Annotated in this window: 16 protein-coding genes and 2 pseudogenes; 1 reads left to right on the top strand and 17 read right to left on the bottom strand. The window is 72.7% G+C overall.

The window, feature by feature from the left end:
• From ABT247_RS22230 to rpsB, 6 genes are all read right to left on the bottom strand, one after another.
• On the bottom strand, positions 1–64 hold a 64-nt coding region (locus ABT247_RS22230; protein ID WP_350744762.1), incomplete at its 3' end, for a hypothetical protein.
• Between the two features lie 40 nt (positions 65–104).
• Complete coding sequence (locus ABT247_RS22225; RefSeq protein ID WP_350744754.1) at positions 105–1,376, bottom strand: phosphatidate cytidylyltransferase; 1,272 nt, start codon at positions 1,374–1,376, stop codon at positions 105–107.
• A gap of 314 nt (positions 1,377–1,690) precedes the next feature.
• The gene (gene frr / locus ABT247_RS22220) at positions 1,691–2,248 is read right to left on the bottom strand and encodes a ribosome recycling factor (RefSeq protein ID WP_350744752.1); all 558 of its coding nucleotides are present in this window, start codon (positions 2,246–2,248) and stop codon (positions 1,691–1,693) included.
• Between the two features lie 96 nt (positions 2,249–2,344).
• The gene (gene pyrH, locus ABT247_RS22215; protein ID WP_148642763.1) at positions 2,345–3,109 is read right to left on the bottom strand and encodes a UMP kinase; all 765 of its coding nucleotides are present in this window, start codon (positions 3,107–3,109) and stop codon (positions 2,345–2,347) included.
• A gap of 261 nt (positions 3,110–3,370) precedes the next feature.
• A complete protein-coding gene (gene tsf / locus ABT247_RS22210; protein WP_350744750.1) occupies positions 3,371–4,210 on the bottom strand; it encodes a translation elongation factor Ts in 840 nt (279 codons plus the stop codon).
• Positions 4,211–4,339: 129 nt separating this feature from the next.
• Positions 4,340–5,191 (bottom strand): 30S ribosomal protein S2, encoded by an 852-nt coding sequence (rpsB, locus tag ABT247_RS22205; RefSeq protein ID WP_350744748.1) that lies wholly within the window; start codon positions 5,189–5,191, stop codon positions 4,340–4,342.
• 629 nt (positions 5,192–5,820) lie between these two features.
• Here rpsB and ABT247_RS22200 point away from each other — a divergent pair.
• Positions 5,821–6,483, top strand: a pseudogene (locus ABT247_RS22200) (peptidoglycan DD-metalloendopeptidase family protein); the annotation flags it as partial.
• Positions 6,484–6,609: 126 nt separating this feature from the next.
• Here ABT247_RS22200 and ABT247_RS22195 read toward each other — a convergent pair.
• From ABT247_RS22195 to lepB (ABT247_RS22145), 11 genes and pseudogenes are all read right to left on the bottom strand, one after another.
• The gene (locus ABT247_RS22195; RefSeq protein WP_350744760.1) at positions 6,610–7,209 is read right to left on the bottom strand and encodes a TetR/AcrR family transcriptional regulator; all 600 of its coding nucleotides are present in this window, start codon (positions 7,207–7,209) and stop codon (positions 6,610–6,612) included.
• A 112-nt stretch (positions 7,210–7,321) separates the two neighbouring features.
• A pseudogene (gene whiG / locus ABT247_RS22190) lies at positions 7,322–8,143 on the bottom strand (RNA polymerase sigma factor WhiG); the annotation flags it as partial.
• A gap of 642 nt (positions 8,144–8,785) precedes the next feature.
• Positions 8,786–10,000: a DNA-processing protein DprA gene (gene dprA, locus ABT247_RS22185; RefSeq protein WP_502892480.1), complete on the bottom strand. Its 1,215-nt coding sequence runs from the start codon at positions 9,998–10,000 to the stop codon at positions 8,786–8,788.
• 5 nt (positions 10,001–10,005) lie between these two features.
• Positions 10,006–11,712: a YifB family Mg chelatase-like AAA ATPase gene (locus tag ABT247_RS22180; RefSeq protein ID WP_350744746.1), complete on the bottom strand. Its 1,707-nt coding sequence runs from the start codon at positions 11,710–11,712 to the stop codon at positions 10,006–10,008.
• A 1-nt stretch (position 11,713) separates the two neighbouring features.
• On the bottom strand, positions 11,714–12,217 hold the full coding sequence (locus tag ABT247_RS22175; protein WP_350744744.1) for a YraN family protein: 504 nt from the start codon (positions 12,215–12,217) through the stop codon (positions 11,714–11,716).
• 168 nt (positions 12,218–12,385) lie between these two features.
• Positions 12,386–12,712 carry a DUF2469 domain-containing protein gene (locus tag ABT247_RS22170; RefSeq protein ID WP_030056781.1) on the bottom strand — a complete coding sequence of 109 codons (327 nt, stop codon included), beginning with the start codon at positions 12,710–12,712 and terminating at the stop codon, positions 12,386–12,388.
• Positions 12,713–12,767: 55 nt separating this feature from the next.
• A complete protein-coding gene (locus ABT247_RS22165) occupies positions 12,768–13,241 on the bottom strand; it encodes an NUDIX hydrolase (RefSeq protein WP_350744742.1) in 474 nt (157 codons plus the stop codon).
• A gap of 112 nt (positions 13,242–13,353) precedes the next feature.
• Entirely contained in the window at positions 13,354–14,115 is a 762-nt protein-coding gene (lepB, locus tag ABT247_RS22160; protein WP_350744740.1) for a signal peptidase I, read from the bottom strand.
• Between the two features lie 145 nt (positions 14,116–14,260).
• Positions 14,261–15,268, bottom strand: coding sequence for a signal peptidase I (lepB, locus tag ABT247_RS22155; protein WP_350744739.1), 1,008 nt, complete (start codon positions 15,266–15,268; stop codon positions 14,261–14,263).
• A gap of 239 nt (positions 15,269–15,507) precedes the next feature.
• Entirely contained in the window at positions 15,508–16,362 is an 855-nt protein-coding gene (lepB, locus tag ABT247_RS22150; protein ID WP_350744736.1) for a signal peptidase I, read from the bottom strand.
• A 70-nt stretch (positions 16,363–16,432) separates the two neighbouring features.
• Positions 16,433–17,080 (bottom strand): signal peptidase I, encoded by a 648-nt coding sequence (gene lepB, locus ABT247_RS22145; RefSeq protein ID WP_350744756.1) that lies wholly within the window; start codon positions 17,078–17,080, stop codon positions 16,433–16,435.
• Positions 17,081–17,384 lie beyond the last annotated feature (304 nt).

Genomic DNA, 17,384 nt, shown 5'->3' with positions numbered 1-17,384 from the left:
CGGCGAGGTGGAAGCGGTCGCCGACGGTGGGGCCGAAGAGGTCGGTGTACTGCTTGCGGGACAGCGTCCGGGGCCCTCACGGTGAGCGCTCGTACCGGGCCCGGTCAGCTGCCGACGAAGGCGGCCAGCAGCAGCCAGACCACCGGGGCGGTCGGCAGCAGCGAGTCCAGCCGGTCCATGATGCCGCCGTGGCCGGGCAGCAGCGTGCCCATGTCCTTGATCCCGAGGTCGCGCTTGATCATCGACTCGCCCAGGTCGCCCAGGGTCGCGGTGACCGCTGCGCAGCCGCCCAGGACCAGGCCCTGCCACCAGCTGCCGCCGTCGATGATCAGCTGCATCAGCACGGCGCCCGCCAGCATCGACAGGCCGATGCCGCCGGCCAGGCCCTCGCGGGTCTTGCCGGGGCTGATCGTCGGCGCCAGCTTGTTCCGGCCGAACTTGTAGCCCACGGCGTAGGCGCCGGTGTCGCTGCAGATCGTGACGATCAGGAAGAGCACGATCCGCTGGGGGCCGTCGTCGGCCGCCAGCATCATGGCCACGAAGGTGGCCAGGAACGGCACGTAGAAGGCGGTGAACACCCCGGCCGTTATGTCCCGCAGGTAGTTCTCGGGCGGTCCGGCCATCCGCCAGACCATCACCGCGAGCCCGGTCAGCGCGAGCGAGGCCGCGGCCCACTGGACCCCGGACCAGTAGCCGGTGGCCACCATGGCGACGCCGCCCACCACCAGCGGGACCACCGGCGCGTTGATCTCCTTGCGCTCGGAGAGCCGGCTGGTCAGCTCCCAGACGCCGACCGCGACCGCGGCCATCACGACGACCAGGAACAACGCCTTCACCACGAACAGCGAGGCGACGATCACCGCCCCGAGACCGACTCCCACGCCTATGGCGGCCTGGAGGTTACGGCCGCCGCGCTGCTTGCGCGGCTCCGGCTGCGGGGCGGGCTGGGCGGCCACGGAAGTCTCCTGCCCTGGGTGGGACGACGGCACGAAGTGGGGCTGCCCGGCCGGCCGGTGACTCTGCGGCGGCGCGGGATGCACCGGAGCCCCCGGGTGCGGCTGGGCGCCGGGGGCGGGGGCGGGGGCGGCGTCGTCGGCTATCGCGCGCAGCACGACCGTCTCCGTCACGCCCGGCTGGGCCGTTCCGGGCCGCTCGTCCCGGAACAGCGGGCCACCGCCCGGCCGGCCCTGCGCCGCGGGCTGCCCGGGGGCGGCCGGCCCGTGCGGTGCCGACGGGCCCGGGCCGGCGCCGCGGTCGGAGCCGTGGACGCCGCGGCCGGGGCCGTGGACGCCGCGGTCGGGGCCGTGGGCGCCGTAGTCGCCGCTGCGGTCGGGCGCACCGGGCTGCGGGCCCGGGTCGGCCGGGACGGGAGGCATGACCTGAGTCTCCTCCGCGTCGCCGCCCCAGTACACCGGAGACTGCTGCGAGTGATCCGAACGGAGGTCGGGGCCGCCCGGGGCAGCGCCCGCCACGCCCCGGTGGGGGGCCTGGTCGGGGTGCCCCTGGGCACCGTGTCCGTGGACGGGGTGACCCTGGACGGGCCGTCCCTGGACCGGCGCCGGGTGCTCGCCGTACCCCGGCGCCGGCTGGGCCGACGGCCGGGGTGCCTGCGGCTGCGGCGCCGGGCGGTAGGGCTGGAACTGCTGGTCGGACGGGCCCCAGTAGCCAGGGGCGTCAGGGGCGTCGTTCATCAGACCTCGAGCAGCTCGGCTTCCTTGTGCTTCAGCAGCTCGTCGACCAGGGCCACGTACTTGGCCGTGGTGTCGTCGAGCTCCTTCTCACCGCGACGGCCGTCGTCCTCGCCGACCTCGCCGTCCTTCACCAGCTTGTCGATGGCGTCCTTGGCCTTGCGGCGCACCGAACGGATCGAGACCTTGGCGTCCTCGCCCTTGGTCCGGGCGATCTTGATGAACTCCCGGCGGCGCTCCTCGGTCAGCTCGGGCAGCACCACCCGGATGATGGAGCCGTCGTTCGACGGGTTGACGCCCAGGTCGGAGTCGCGGATCGCCTGCTCGATCGCCTTCAGGGCGGTCTTGTCGAACGGCGAGACGACCGCCATCCGGGGCTCCGGCACCGAGAACGAGGCCAGCTGGTTGATCGGCGTCACGGCGCCGTAGTACTCGGCGACGATCTTGGCGAACATCGCCGGGTGCGCACGGCCGGTGCGGATGGCCGCAAGGTCGTCCTTGGCGACGGAAACGGCCTTCTCCATCTTCTCCTCGGCCTCGAGGAGGGTCTCTTCGATCACTGTGGTCTCCCTGTCCGGTTCATCTGCTGTTGTCCCGACCGGTGTCGGCATCGGGGCCGGTCGCGGCGGACGCCGTCCCGTACGGCTGGTTGCTGCTCAGGCCCGGACGGAATCCTGGCTGATGAGTGTGCCGATCTTCTCACTCTTCACCGCACGCGCGATATTGCCCTCCGCCAGCAGTTCGAAGACCAGCATCGGGAGGTTGTTGTCCTTGCACAGCGTGATCGCGGTGAGGTCGGCGACCTTGAGGTCGCGCGCGATGACCTCGGAGTACTCCAGCGCGTCGAACTTGACCGCGTCGGGGTTGGTCCGCGGGTCGGAGTCGTAGACGCCGTCCACGCCGTTCTTGCCCATCAGCAGGACGTCGGCGTGGATCTCCAGGGCGCGCTGGACGGCCGTGGTGTCGGTGGAGAAGTACGGCATGCCCATACCGGCGCCGAAGATCACCACACGGCCCTTCTCCAGGTGCCGGACGGCCCGCAGCGGCAGGTACGGCTCGGCCACCTGACCCATGGTGATGGCGGTCTGGACCCGGGTCTCGATGCCCTCCTTGACCAGGAAGTCCTGCAGCGCCAGGCAGTTCATGACGGTGCCGAGCATGCCCATGTAGTCCGAGCGGGCCCGGTCCATGCCGCGGACCTGCAGCTCGGCGCCCCGGAAGAAGTTGCCGCCGCCGATGACCACCGCGACCTCGGTGCCGGCGCGGACGACCGTGGCGATCTCCCGGGCGATCGCGTGCACGACGTCCGGGTCGACGCCGAGCCCGCCGCCACCGGCGAAGGCTTCACCGGACAGCTTGAGCAGCACCCGGCGGCGCGAGCCCGCCTGGGGGTCCTGCGCGGTCTCCTGCGTCTCCTGCATGGACTTCTCCTTTTTGCACCTGCTGGCTCACAGGCCTGGGTGTGCGGGTACCCGGCCTGCGCGTACACGCGAGGAGGCCACTGCCGCGGGAACCGGTTCGGTGTCCTGCACGGCAATGGCCTCCTCGTCGTTCATGGTGCCGAAGCGGCCCGCCCATGGACGGTTGGCGCTGGGTGAGCCCGTTCGGCGTTCCGCCCGCCCTGGTCAGCGGGCGGGGGCGGTTCCCAGCCTAAGGGGGCCGGGGACCAGGTGGAACGTGACTCAGGCGCCGACGCGGAAGCGGGCGAAGCGCTTGAGGGTGACGCCGTTCTCCTCGAGGACCTTGGCGACGGTCTTCTTGTTGTCCTTGGCGAACGCCTGCTCCAGGGCGGCGTTCTCCTTGACGAAGCCGGTGACGCGGCCCTGGACGATCTTCTCCAGAGCGGCCTCGGGCTTGCCCTCCTCGCGAGCGGTGGCCTCGGCGACGCGGGCCTCGCTCTCCAGGACCTCGGCCGGGATCTCGTCGCGGGACAGGAACTTCGGAGCGAAGGCGGCGATGTGCTGCGCGACGTCCTTGGCGACCTCGGCGTTCTCCTTGTCCAGCTCGACCAGGACGCCGACGGCCGGCGGCAGGTCGGGGCTGGTCTTGTGCAGGTAGACCGCGACGAAGCCGTCACCGTCGAACTGGGCGAAGCGACGGAAGACGATCTTCTCGCCCAGGGTCGCGTTGGCCTCGTCCACGAACTGCTGGACGGTCTTGCCGGGCTCGATCTCGGAGGCCAGGGCGGCGTCCAGGTCGGCCGGGGCGGACTTGGCGACGTGGGCGGCGATCGCGTCGGCGACCTTGACGAAGTTGTCACCCTTGGCGACGAAGTCGGTCTCGCAGTTCAGCTCGACCAGGACGCCGGACTTCTTGTCCTCGGCGATCAGCGCGGCGACGGCGCCGTTGGAGGCGTCACGGCCCTCGCGCTTGGCAACGCCCTTCTGGCCCTTGATGCGCAGGAGCTCGACGGCCTTCTCGACGTTGCCCTCGGCCTCGTCCAGGGCCTTCTTGCAGTCCATCATGCCGGCGCCGGTGAGCTCACGGAGCTTCTTGACGTCCGCGGCGGTGAAGTTCGCCATGGTGTGAATCTCTTCTCGCGTCTCGCGTGTCTGCGTGGGGTGGCGCCGGGACCGGTGGTTCGGTCCCGGCGCGGGAGAGAGGGGCACCTGCCGGCTTGGTACCGGCCGGTGCCCCTCACCCTTGGTACGTCAGGCCTGCTCGGCCGGCGCCTCGGCGGCGGGGGCGGCCTCGGCCTCGGCGGCGGGGGCGGCCTCGTCGGCCTTCTTCTCGCCCTCGATGAGGTCCTTCTCCCAGTCGGCCAGCGGCTGGTCGGCGCCCGGCTCGGCCTTGGCGTCGCCCTTGGCGACACCGGCGCGGGCCTTCAGGCCCTCGGCCACGGCGTCGGCGATCACGCGGGTCAGCAGGGTGACGGAGCGGATCGCGTCGTCGTTGCCCGGGATCTTGTAGTCGACCTCGTCCGGGTCGCAGTTGGTGTCGAGGATGGCGACGACCGGGATGTTGAGCTTCCGGGCCTCGCCGACCGCGATGTGCTCCTTCTTGGTGTCCACGATCCAGACGGCGCTGGGAACGCGCTGCATGTCGCGGATACCGCCGAGGGTCTTCTCCAGCTTGTCGTGCTCGCGCTGGAGGACCAGGAGCTCCTTCTTGGTGAGGCCGGAGCCGGCCACGTCCGAGAAGTCCAGCTCGCCGAGCTCCTTGAGGCGCTGCAGACGCTTGTAGACGGTCGAGAAGTTGGTCAGCATGCCGCCGAGCCAGCGCTGGTTCACGTAGGGCATGCCCACGCGGGTGGCCTGCTCGGCGATGGCCTCCTGGGCCTGCTTCTTCGTGCCGACGAAGAGGACGCTGCCGCCGTGGGCAACGGTCTCCTTGATGAACTCGAAGGCGCGGTCGATGTAGTTCAGCGACTGCAGCAGGTCGATGATGTAGATGCCGTTGCGCTCGGTGATGATGAAGCGCTTCATCTTCGGGTTCCAGCGGCGGGTCTGGTGACCGAAGTGGACGCCGCTCTCCAGCAGCTCCCGCATCGTGACGACGGCCATTGCCGTGCTCCTCAGGTGTTACGGCCCGGCTGCGGCGTTCCCTTGGGGGTTCCCCTCGGGCGTTCGCCCACGGCCGGGTCAGGCTCGGTTTTGTCCGTGGCGGCCAGGTGACAGCCACGCCTGACGCCCCGAACGTGCCGAGCCGCTTCCACCCGCTCGGTCCGGGGACCGGTCGGGCTCGGCGGACCGAGCGGCACTCGCACCTGGCGGGGCCGCGGAGAACCGCGTCCGACCACCGGTGGCGGGGCGTGCGAAGTCGACCCAGTGGACCGGGTCGCGTGTGAAGTGTACGGGAAGCGCCGAGCGGCGAGCGACTTCACGAGCGTCGCAGGGCAGCGGACGGCCTGCGGGCGGCCCGTGTGCGGCCTGGGGGCGGCCCGGGGATGGTCGGGGATGGCCCGGGGCCGGACTCGCGGACGGCCTCTGGTCCGGGGCGGCGGCACGGGGAGTGTGCGCCGGGTGGGTACTGGTCGGCTGCCTGCCCGCGGATCGGTGCCCGTATGCCGGTTGTACACCGGATGGCGGGATCCGTACACCCGTCTGAGTGATGGCGGCCGGGAGTGGGGGGTTTGTCCACAGATTTCCGAACGGGGGTGGTGCGGGGCGGGCACCGGCAAGAGCCTCGGCGCATGACTGGGTGCGGTGAGGTGTGCGGGGAGCTGCGCGATGGCATGTGCGCGGGGACGCGCGTTGGGGTGTGCGGTGGAACGCGGGGGTCGCCGGGGGTGGTCGCCGCGCTCGCCGGGGCGGCGCGGGTGCTGGCGCTGGCGCTGGCGGTGGTGCTGACAGCGGTGCTCGGGTGTCCGGGGAGCGCGGACGCGGTCGGCCTTGCCGCTCGGGGCCCTCGGGGCGCTGGAGGCTTTGGGGTCGGTCCGAGTGGCGGGGCCGGCGCGGGTGGCGGGGGCCTCGTGGGTTCCGGGGGCCTCGCGGCGGCGCGGGCCTGGCCGGTGGGTGGGCCGGGTGGCGTGCTGGCACGGTTCGAGCCGCCGGCGAAGCCCTGGGCAGCCGGGCACCGGGGAGTGGACCTTACCGCCGAGCCCGGGGCCGAGGTACGGGCGGCCGCTGCCGGGGTGGTCCTGTTCTCCGGGCTGGTGGCGGGGCGGCCGGTCGTGACCGTCTCCCACCCCGGATCCGGGGAGCCCGCGCTCCGCACCACCTATCTGCCGGTCATCGGCACCCTCCCGCCCGGTACCGCCGTATCCGCCGGCCAGGTGATCGGGCGGCTCAGCTCCGACGGACGGCACTGCGGCACCAGGGACTGCCTGCACTGGGGGCTGCTGCGCGGGCACCGGTACCTCGACCCACTGGCCCTGCTCGGCGTCGGCGCGGCGCGGCTGCTGCCGCTGGGCGGCGTGGACGGCGGCCAGCCGGGGCGGGCGAGCCCAGACCCGGTCGGCGGCTCAGGCTCGGCCGACGGCTCAGGTCCGGGAGAGGCCGTGCAGCGCCAGGGCGACGGCGGCGTCGGCGATGGCCCGGGAGGTCTCGGTGGCGGTGGCCTCAGTCGGGCACCCCGGGCGGTCTCCCCCGGCCGGCTGCTCGGACCGGCGGACGGCCGCCTCCACGATCCCCTGCAACAGCGCCGCGGCCAGCCGGGGCTGCTCGTGACCGAGTTCCTCCAGCGCCTGGACGACCGGACCGACGAGTCGGCCGTGTGCCGCTCGGATGCGCTCGCGCGCGGCCTCGTCCAGCTCCAGGGCCGAGATGGCCACGACCGCGCGGTGCCTCGGGTCGGCGGCCAACGCCAGCTGGCCCCGGACATACGCCTCGATCCGCTCGGCGGCGGTGTCGCAGCTCGCCATCCCGGCCTCGATCTCGGCCGCCCAGAGCGGGAAGTCCACCTCGCAGAGCGCCTCGACCACGGCGGCGCGGGAGCGGAAGTACTCGTAGACCGAGGAGCGCGCCAGCCCGGTGCGTGACGCGAGCGCGGGGAAGGTCAGGGCCTCCATGCCACCCTCGGTGAGAAGGGCGCGGGCAGCGTCCAGGAGGGCTGCCCGCTGCAGCTGACGATGCTCGGCCACGGTGGCAGCTCGGATCTTCGGCACGCACCAACTGTACGGAGCGGTGTCCATGGCCGGTACGGTGCCGCGCTTTCGAACGGAGTGCGGGGCCGTCCGGCGGTTCCGGCGCGCGCTACCGGACGTCCGAGAGCTTGGCGCGCAGTTGCAGCACGGACTTGGTGTGGATCTGGCTCACCCGGCTCTCCGTCACCCCGAGCACCTGTCCGATCTCGGCGAGGGTGAGGCCTTCGTAGTAGTAGAGCGTCACCACGGTCTTCTCCCGCTCGGGGAGGGTGTTGATCGCCTGGGCCAGCAGTCTGCGCAGCTCGCGGTCCTCGGCCACCTCGACCGGGTCGTCCGCGCCGTGGTCCTCCAGGGTGTCCATCAGGCTCAGCCGGTCGCCGCCCTCGCCCACCGGGTGCAGCAGCTCGTCCAGGGCCACGACGTTGGCGAGCGACAGTTGGCTGAAGATCGCGTGCAGGTCCTCGATCGCGATGCCCATCTCGGCCGCGACCTCGGGATCGTGCGGCGTCCGGCGCAGCCGCGCCTCCAGCGTCGCGTACGTCCGTTCGACGGCCTTCGCCTTCTGCCGCACCGATCGCGGGATCCAGTCCAGGGCGCGCAGTTCGTCGATGATCGCGCCGCGGATCCGGCTGATCGCGTAGGTCTCGAACTTGATCGCGCGGTCGATGTCGAACTTCTCGATGGCGTCGATCAGCCCGAAGACCCCGGAGGAGACGAAGTCGGCCTGCTCGACGTTGGAGGGCAGACCGACCCCGACCCGGCCCGCGACGTACTTGACGAGTGGTGAGTAGTGCAGGATCAGCTGTTCGCGCAGCCGCTGATCGCCGGTCTCCTTGTAGGAGCGCCAGAGCTCTTGGAGCGCACTGCGCCCCGCGGTGCCGGGCGAGGGAACGGCGCCGGACGGAGGGACGGTCCCGGGCGGGGGGACGGCGCCGGGCGGAGGGACGGTCGCGGGCGGGGGGACAGGGCCGGGCGGTGGTGCGGCGCCCGGCGGTGGCGCAGCGTCTGCGGGGAGCGCTGCGTCCTCGGGCGGGGGTGCGGCCTCCTCGGGTGGGGGCGTGGCGTCCGGGGAGGGAGTGCCGCCGGGCGGCCGGGGCGCGCGGTCGGCGGGCACGCCGGGGCGCGCGCCCGCCTCACCGGCCGTCCCGTTGCCGGGGGGCGGCTCGGTTCCGCGGGCCGCGTCCGCGGGCTGGCCCGGCACCACCGCCGGCCGGCCGCCCTGGCGCGACAGGCCTCCCATGGTTCCCGCCGGCTTGGACGGGAACTCGGTCGCGGGTCGCCGCTCGGTCCGCGGCCCTCCCGAGGACCGGGCGCCACCGGTCACTCTGTGTCCGGGAATGTGTGTGGGCATACGTTGGTCTGCGCCGTTCTGCCGAGTCATGTGCTGATAGGGAAGGCATGTGGAGCGTAGCGTGACCGACTCGCTGCAAAGCGCTACCGCCACCCGGTCGTCCCTCGATCCGGTGGCGTTCGCCCACCGGATCCGGCCACACGAACGGAAGAACCGGATCAGCAGGTCAGCGGGGCCGTCCCGTACCGGCGCCCGGCGCACGCGCGTTCCCCTCTCCGACGGTCAGTTCCTCCTCCGTACCGCGCGCCAGTGCGCTCCGTGCCGCTCCACGTAACCGAGGGCGCTCAACTCGTAGAGGCGTTGGAGGGCTTCGTCCGGCGGGAGCCCCGACAGGCGGGCCAGCCGTTCGACCGGGGCTCCGTCCGCCGTGGCGGGGACGGCCTCCAGCACCCGGGCCACCCCGGGCTCCAGCAGGTCCCGCGGGAGCACCGGCCCACTGCGCTCCGGCGCCAGGTCATCGCCGATCGCACCGATCAGCTCGGTGATCTCGGCCGCGTCGGTGACGAGCGTGGCGCTGCCGCTGCGGATCAGGGCGTGCACCCCGGCGGAGAGCTCCGAGGTGACCGGGCCGGCGACGCCCATGGTGTGGCGGTTGAGGTCCCGCGCCCGTCTCGCGGTGCTCAGCGCGCCGCTGCGCACGGCCGCCTCGACCACCACCGTGCCCCGGGTGAGCGCCGCGATGACGCGGTTGCGGAGCACGAAGCGGAAGCGGTTCGGGTGCTCCCCCGGCGGGAGTTCGCTGACCAGGAGTCCCTGGGCACCGATCCGTCGGATCAGTTCGGTGTTGCCCTTCGGGTACGCCACGTCGACCCCGCAGGCGAGGACGCCGATGGTCATCCCGCCGACGGCGAGCGCCCCGCGGTGGGCGGCTGCGTCGATCCCGTAAGCCGCTCCGGAGACCACCACCCAGCCGCGCTCGGCCAGTTGGGCCGACAGCTCCCCCGCGACGTGGGCGCCGTAGGCGGTGCACGCCCGGGAGCCCACCACCGCGACCGAGCGCAGGGCGAGCAGCCGGAGCGAACCGGTGCCGGCGGTCCACAGCCCGATCGGGCGTCCGTCGCCCAGGTCGTCCAGTTGACTCGGCCATTCCGTGTCCCCCGGAATGATGAAGCGTCCGCCGACGGCTCGTACCCGGTTCAGGTCGTCCAACGGATCGAGGCCCGGGAGCCGCGCCTGGTAGGCGGCCAGCCGAGCGGCGTCCAGCCCGGGGTGCTCGGGGACGGTACCCGCCCGGATCGCCCGGACCACGTCGGCAGCGGGCAGCTGCCCGAGCCAGCGCCCGACCACGGCGTCCCCCGGTTCGGTGAGCCGGGTGAGAAGTACCCGGGCGAGGCGCTCGGAGTCGGCTGCGGGCGTGCCGCCGGAAGCCGTTGCCGTGCCCGGCGGCACGCCGGTGCCGGGCTCACCCGCACGGGGTGCTTGAGGGTTCCTCAACAGCTGGTTCACGCCGCCTCCTCCTCGTCGGCCGGTGGCTGTCCGGGCTCGGGTGGCCAGTCGTCAGGGCCGCTCCGGCGCTGGGCCGGTACGGACCCGAGCCGGCCGAAGGGGCGTTCGGTCAGCGGCAACCCCTGCTCGACCCCGGTGCGCATCACCAGGGCGGTGCGCACGTCCCGCCGGTCCGGCCGGTCCCGGCCGGCCAGATCGGCGACCGTCCAGGCGACCCGGAGCACCCGGTCCAGGCCTCGGGCGGTCAGCAGTCCGCGTTCCAGCTGGCGCGCGACGTCGTTGAGCGCGCCCGGACCGAGCTGCCACCGGGTGCGCAGTTCGTGGCCCGGCACCTCCGCGTTGGTCCGCCACGGGGTGTGCTCCAGCCGGGCGGCCGCCCGCTCCCGCGCGGCCAGCACCCGGGCCGCGACGGTCTCGGTGCTCTCCGCCGTGACGTCCCGTTCCATCAGTTCGGCCCTGGTCACCGGGGCGACCTGGACCTGGAGGTCGACCCGGTCCAGCAAGGGGCCGGAGAGCCGCCCCTGGTAGCGGCTGACCATCGCGGGCGTGCACTCGCAGCCCTCGCCCCGCCGTGAGTACCGGCCGCACGGGCAGGGGTTGGCGGCCAGACAGAGGAGGAAGCGGGCCGGGAGGCGGAGCGAGCCGGCCGATCGGGCGATCACCACTTCGCCCGATTCCAGCGGCTGGCGCAGCGCGTCGAGCACCCGCACCGGGAATTCCGGCGCCTCGTCCAGGAAGAGCACGCCCCGATGGGCCAGCGAGACCGCACCCGGTCTCGGCAGGCCGCTGCCGCCGCCGACGATCGCCGGCATGGTGGTGGAGTGGTGCGGGGCGCAGTAGGGCGCGGTGTCGATCAGAGGGCGCCCGGCGGGGAGCAGGCCCGCCACGGAGTGGACGGCGGTGACCTCCAGCGCCTCCTTCTGGGTCAGTGGCGGGAGCAACGAGGGCAGCCGCTCCGCCAGCATCGTCTTTCCGGCACCGGGAGGGCCCTTCAGGTAGAGGTGGTGTCCTCCGGCGGCGGCGATCTCCAGCGCCCGCCGCGCCTCGTACTGGCCGGCCACGTCGGCCATGTCGAGGCGGAGCGCCCGGTCGTCCGGCAGGCCCCGGACGCCGGCAGTGGGCAGCATCAGGCCGGCCATCAGCGGATCCGGCCGGCCGCCGATCGGGTCGGGCGGCTCCTCCGGCTCCGTCGCCCCGGTCAGGATGGCGACCAGCTGGCGCAGGCTCCGGACGCCGATCACCGTCACCCCGGGGACGAGCGAGGCCTCGGGTGCGGTCTGTTCGGCGACCACGACCCGTTCGTACCCGGCGTCGGCGGCGGCCAGCACCGACGGCAGCACTCCGCGGACCGGCCGCACCCGGCCGTCCAGCCCGAGTTCGCCGATGAGCAGCAGGTCCGCGATGGACGACGGGTCGAGCCGCTCGGCGGCGGCCAGCACCGCGCAGGCCACCGCGAGGTCGAAGCCGCTGCCGCTCTTGGGCACCGAGGCGGGGCTGAGGCCGACGGTCAGCTTGCGCTGCGGCCAGGGCTCCCCGCTGTTGCAGACCGCGGCGCGGACCCTGTCGCGGGCCTCGGTGAGCGCCTTGTCGGGCAGGCCGACCAGGGTGAACGCGGCCACCCCGGGCTCCAGATCGGCCTGCACCTCGACGATCACCCCGTCGACCCCGACGAGGGCGACGGAACAGGTTCGGGCGAAGGCCATCTCAGACCACCCCCCGCAGGTGGTCGACCAGGGCCGCACCCCGCGCCCGGTTGACCACGGCCACCAGATCGATCCGCACTCCGCCCGGTGGGGCGGGAGGCCATTGCGGATCCGCGGGCCCGGGGTCGTACCCGGGCCCGGCGAGCCGGGCGAAGTGACCGGGCCACCGTTCGGCCATCCAGCGCTCGGCGAGGCGCTGGAGCCGGGCGGCCTTGACCCGGTCGATGGCCTCGCTGGGTTGCTGGAAACCCCGCTCGGAGCGGGTCTTCACCTCGCAGACCGCCACCGTGTCGCCGTCGAGGGCGACGATGTCCAGCTCGCCCTCGGCGCAGCGCCAGTTGCGGTCCAGGATGCGGAGCCCGGCCTCCGCGAGCCAGCGGGCGGCGACCCGCTCCCCGTAGCGGCCGAGCCCGTTGTTGGTGCTGCGCTCCGGGCTCTTCCCGGTGTCCGGCCCGACTGCGGCCGTGTTCGGCACGGCCTGGTCCTGCACGATGGTGTTCTGCACGGTGACCACCTCCGCCGAGGAGGCTGCACCACCGTGCGCGACGGAGCCGGAGAATTCCGGTTCCCTGTGGATAACTCGGGCCTGTGGATAACTTTTGTCACCCGCAGGGGTGAGAAGCCCCCTTCGCCCGAAATTCGGCTGGACAACGCGGGACGGAGTCGTCCAACGTCAGTTCCCGAAGCCGGACTCGTCCGAGGGCAGCTCCAGATCGCTCTTCGCGAGTTCCTCGATGTTCACGTCCTTGAAGGTCAGCACCCGGACCTTGCGGACGAACCGGGCCGGCCGGTACATGTCCCAGACCCACGCATCCGCCATCGACACCTCGAAGAACACCTCGCCCTGGACCGAGTGCACCTGCAGCTCGTAGTCGTTGGTGAGGTAGAACCGTCGCTCGGTCTCGATCACGTACTTGAACAGGCCGACGACGTCCCGGTACTCCCGGTAGAGCTTGAGCTCCATCTCGGTCTCGTACTTCTCGAGATCTTCGGCACTCATCCAGGCGTCCCCTCAACTTGTCACGTCCACCCATTGTGGACCACCGCACCCCCGCTCAGAGCCGTACCGGTTCGACCGGCGGGCCCTGCGCCAGCAGTCGCCCGAGGAAGTCCGCCAGTCCGGCCGGATAGACCGTCTCGGTGGTCCCTCTCAGTTCCTCGACCGTCCACCAGCGCGCCGCGAGCAGCTGGGCGTGTTCGTCCTCGCCCATTCCCGAGTGATCCAGATCCGTCTCCGTGGTCCGGGCCAGGTGGAACCACTGCTCCTGCTCGTAGCGCTGCCCCTGAAAGGAGAACGACACCGTGCCGTACGCCACCAAGGGCCCCAGGTCCACTCCCCGCAGACCGGTCTCCTCCGCGAGTTCCCGCTCGGCTGCCTCGCGCACGTCCTCCCCCGGCTCCAAGCCGCCTCCGGGCGTGAACCACCACGCCTCTCCGGGCACGGCCGGATCGGTCCCCAGGAAGAGGAGGATGCGGTCCAGCCCGTCCAGCAGGAGGATCCGCGCCGCCCTGCGACGCTGTGCTGTCATGGCAGCGCTCCACGCTCCTTCCGTACGCATCGGTGGCGCTAACGATCCTGCCACCCGGCGCGGCCGTCCGGGGCGATGTTCGCCAGAGCGGCCCGGCCGGCGACGGCCCCGCTCAGGTGCTGCGCCCCCGGCGGAACCGGCGGGCCAGGCCCGCCACCCCGCCCACCACGGAGGTCACGACGATCAGCGCCGCGCCCGCAACGCTGGCGTAGGCCGCCGGCTCCAGCGGCCCGGGCGAGCCGGCCTTCGGGCCCGGGAAGGAATCGAAGGCCGTGGTGCGCTCGAGCAGGCCCATCCGGCCGAAGGGCTGCAGGGTGGCCTCGACCCTGGCCTCGACCTCGGCGGCCGGGACGGTCCCGCCGTCGACCTCCAGGTGGGTGCGGGAGTCGAGCGAGCCGACCCGGTTGTCGCCGAGCAGGAACAGCCGGCCCTGCGGCACCGTCACGCTGAACGACTCGCCCTGGCGGCCTTGGGCCGCGAGGTACGGCTCGTCCACCGGCTGTCCGTTGACCGTCAGCCGCTGGTCGCTCCCGGCGCTGGTGGTGGCGACGGTGTCCCCGCCGACCGCAACCACCCGCTTGACCATGAGCTCGCCGCCCCAGGCCTGGTCACGGAAGACCACCACGTCACCCCGGCCGATGGTGCCGCCGCCCACCTTGCGGGCGAGCACGGTGTCCCCTGCCTGGAGGGTCGGGTGCATGGAGGCCGTGGGGATCTTGTACGGCCGGTAGTCGACCGCGATCAGGGCGAAGCCGCCGATCATCAGCACCAGCCCGAGCGCGAGCGCCACGCCCTGCAGCACCGCGGCGGGCCCCCGGCGGAGCCGCACGGGCGCGGCCGGTCTGTCGGCCGGCTGTTCCACGACACTGCTCATCGACACCGTCCACCTCTGACCGACCGGACAAGACCACTGGCACGCCGGTGGCTCGGGCGGGAACGCCGACGGGCCGTGGCACGTCCGAGCAGATTACTCGTCGGTACCACGGCCCGCGCAAGAGCTTGCGGCGACCCGGTGGAGCTCAGGACTCCTTCCGGCGGTCGGCCCGGGTCCGAACCCGACGCACCAGCGGAAGCAGCGCGACGGCACCCACCGCACCGGCCACGGGAGGCGCCACCGGCAAGGCCGCCGCCAGCCCCTTCTGGTCGTAGGTGTCGGGCACCGGAAGCGTCGACCAGTGGTCGATCGGCCAGGCCACCACGAAGGCGCGCCCGATGACGTTGTCCACCGGCACCGTCCCGCCACCGGGCTGGTCCATGTGGAAGCGCGAGTCCAGCGAGTCGGCGCGGTGGTCGCCCATCACCCAGATCCGGCCCTTGGGCACCTTCACGGGGCCGAAGGGCTGCGTCCCGCAGGGGGTGTTGCCCTGGTAGACGTACGGCTCGTTGAGCGCGACACCGTTGACCTTGACCGGCCCGTCGCCCTTGCACTCGACGGTGTCCCCGCCGACCGCGATGACCCGCTTGATCAGGTCCTTCTCGTTGGCGGAGGGCATCAGGCCGACGAAGCTGAGCACGTCCTGGACACCGCGGACGAAGGAGTTGCCGCTCTGCTGGGTCGGCTCGTCGTTCAGCCAGCCGCCCGGGTCGTGGAACACCACGACCTCACCGCGCTCGGGCTCGGCCCCGAACCAGGGCGTCAGCTTGTCCACCAGGACGCGGTCGCCGACCTGCAGAGTGTTCTGCATCGACTCCGACGGAATGGAGAACGCCTGGACGAAGAAGGTCTTGATCACCAGCGCGAGGATCAGCGCGATGCCGACCAGGATCGGCAGCTCCTTCAGGAAGGAGCGCTGCTTGCGAGGCTTGGCCGGAGCCTCCGACTCCGACTCGTCCGCCGGCTCGGTCCCCGGCCGCTGGGGCTCCGAGGAGTCCTCCGCTCCGGTGCCGTGCCCGTCCGCGGTCTTGGCGGTCGAGTCGTCGACCGCGGGCGAAGGCGCCGAGGAGTCGGCGGACCGGGTCACCCGGCCACCGCCCGAGCCCTCGGGTTCCCCGGCGCCCGCGCGGGCGCCGATCACCAAATCCCCCACAACGTCTCCTCCCTGCTGTGCGGACGCCCGCGCGCCCGCGTTCAGAGTGCCGCACAGCGGGCACCACGCTCGCCACGACCGTGAACGCATCAGGGCTGCCCACAAGGGGCTCCCCTGACACCGACGCGGCTGCGGCGCACAGCCGGGGATCCCGGCCGCACCTGCACTTCTCTATCACTCCCGGGCATCCGGCTCGCGGTTCCACACGCGTGGTCCGGCCCTTCACCAGCGGAAGCGACTCACTCGGGAGGCCGCCTCGGCCGGCGAACGACGAACGGAAGGATGCCCAACACACCCATAACGAGCGGAGGTTCCAGAGGAACCGGCCCAACGCCCATCGATTTCGCCGCAGTTCCGCCGGGCTGCGGAGCCCCGGCGAGGGAGGAGAGTGAACTCGGCTCATCGAGTTGATGGAAGCGGTCCAGCGGCCAGGCGATCACGAACGCACGGCCGACCACCCCGCTCAGCGGGATGGTGCCCTGGCCCGGATTGCCCATGTGGAACCGGGAGTCGGCGGAGACGTCCCGGTGGTCGCCCATGACCCACAGACGCCCCTTCGGCACCGTCACCTTGAAGGGCTGCCGGGACGGCGGGTTGCCCGGTGCCAGGTACGGCTCCTCCACCGCGCGGCCGTTGACACTGAGCCGTCCCTGCGGGTCACAGCACTCGACGGTGTCCCCGCCGACGCCGATGACGCGCTTGATCAGGTCCTGCTCGTTCTCGGACGGCAGCAGTCCGACGAAGGTGAGCACCTGCTTGGCCGCACCCAGGACCGGACCGTCGGTGGACGGCTTGCGATCGTCCTCGAGCCAGCCGCCCGGGTCCTTGAACACCACGACGTCGCCGCGCTGCGGCTCGCTGCCGAACCAGGGGGTCAACTTGTCCACCAGCACCCGGTCGCCGACCCGGATGGTCTGCTCCATCGAGCCCGACGGGATCACGAACACCTGGATCAGGAAGGTCTTCATCAGCAGCGCCACCAGCAGGGCCACCAGAATGATCATCGGGAACTCGCGCAGCAGCGAGCGCTTGCGCCGCCGGGCCGCCCGGCGGGCGCTGCGGCGGCGCTCGGCGCGGCCGCGGACCGGCGCCACCGGACCGGGCCCGGCTCCGTCCGGTCCGCCGTCACCCGGCTCCGGGGCCGACCGGGCGGCGACCCGCCCCCTACCCCTGGTCCCCATGACCACCCGTCCCCGCAATCGCGGCGAAGGCCGCGGGCCGGTCGAGGCCGGTCCAGCGGGAGAACGGGTAGACCACCCAGTCCGCCCGTCCGATCACCTCGTCCTCGGGCACGAAGCCGCCGCCGGGCTCGCCGAGGTGGTCGCGCGAGTCCCGGGAGGCGCTCCGGTGGTCCCCCAGCACGAACAGCTTGCCGGTCGGCACCACGATGTCGAAGGCCACCTGGGAGGGCTCGTCTCCGGGTGCCAGGTAGGAGGTCTCGTCCAGCGGCACGCCGTTGACCGTGATCGGCTTGCCGGGGCCGGTGCTGGTCACCCGGTCCCCGCCGATGCCGATCACGCGCTTGACGTAGACGGTGTTCCCGGCGGGGGCCAGGCCGAGGTCCCGGCCGAGCGAACGCAGGTCGTCCCAGAAGCCCGGCGGCTCGGCCGGTTCCGGGAGGAAGGAGCCCGTCCCGTCGAAGACCACGACGTCGCCCCGTCGGGGGTGGCCGCCGAAGGCGTAGGCCAGTTGGTTGGCGATCAGCCGGTCACCGGGCCGCAGGGTGTCCTCCATCGAACCGGAGGGCACCGTGAACGGACGGGCGACGAAGGCGTTCACCAGGAGCAGCGCACCCAGGCAGATGCCGACCAGCAGCAGCAGGTCCCGCGACCGCGAGCGACCGGATTCCTCCTCCGGTTCCTCGCCCGCGTCGGCCCCCTCGGCCTCGCCGGTCTCCCGCGCGCCCTCGTCCGCAGCAAGGAGCGCTCCGGCGCCCGCGCCGGCACCGACGCCCGCGTCCGGTCCCGCACCGGCACCAGCACCAGCACCAGCACCAGCACCAGCCGTCGGTGCGGGACCGTCTCCCGAAACGTTCCCCGAGGCGTCCCTGGAAGCGCCCCCGGAAACGACCGCGGACCGCGACAGCGCGGGGCCCCCCCCGGGGGGGGGGCGGCGC

The organism is Kitasatospora sp. NPDC001539 (genome assembly GCF_040298565.1).
In the GTDB taxonomy this organism is placed as follows: domain Bacteria; phylum Actinomycetota; class Actinomycetes; order Streptomycetales; family Streptomycetaceae; genus Kitasatospora.
Note: the sequence above shows the minus strand (reverse complement) of the source record. Positions and strands in the feature narration are given on the sequence as shown.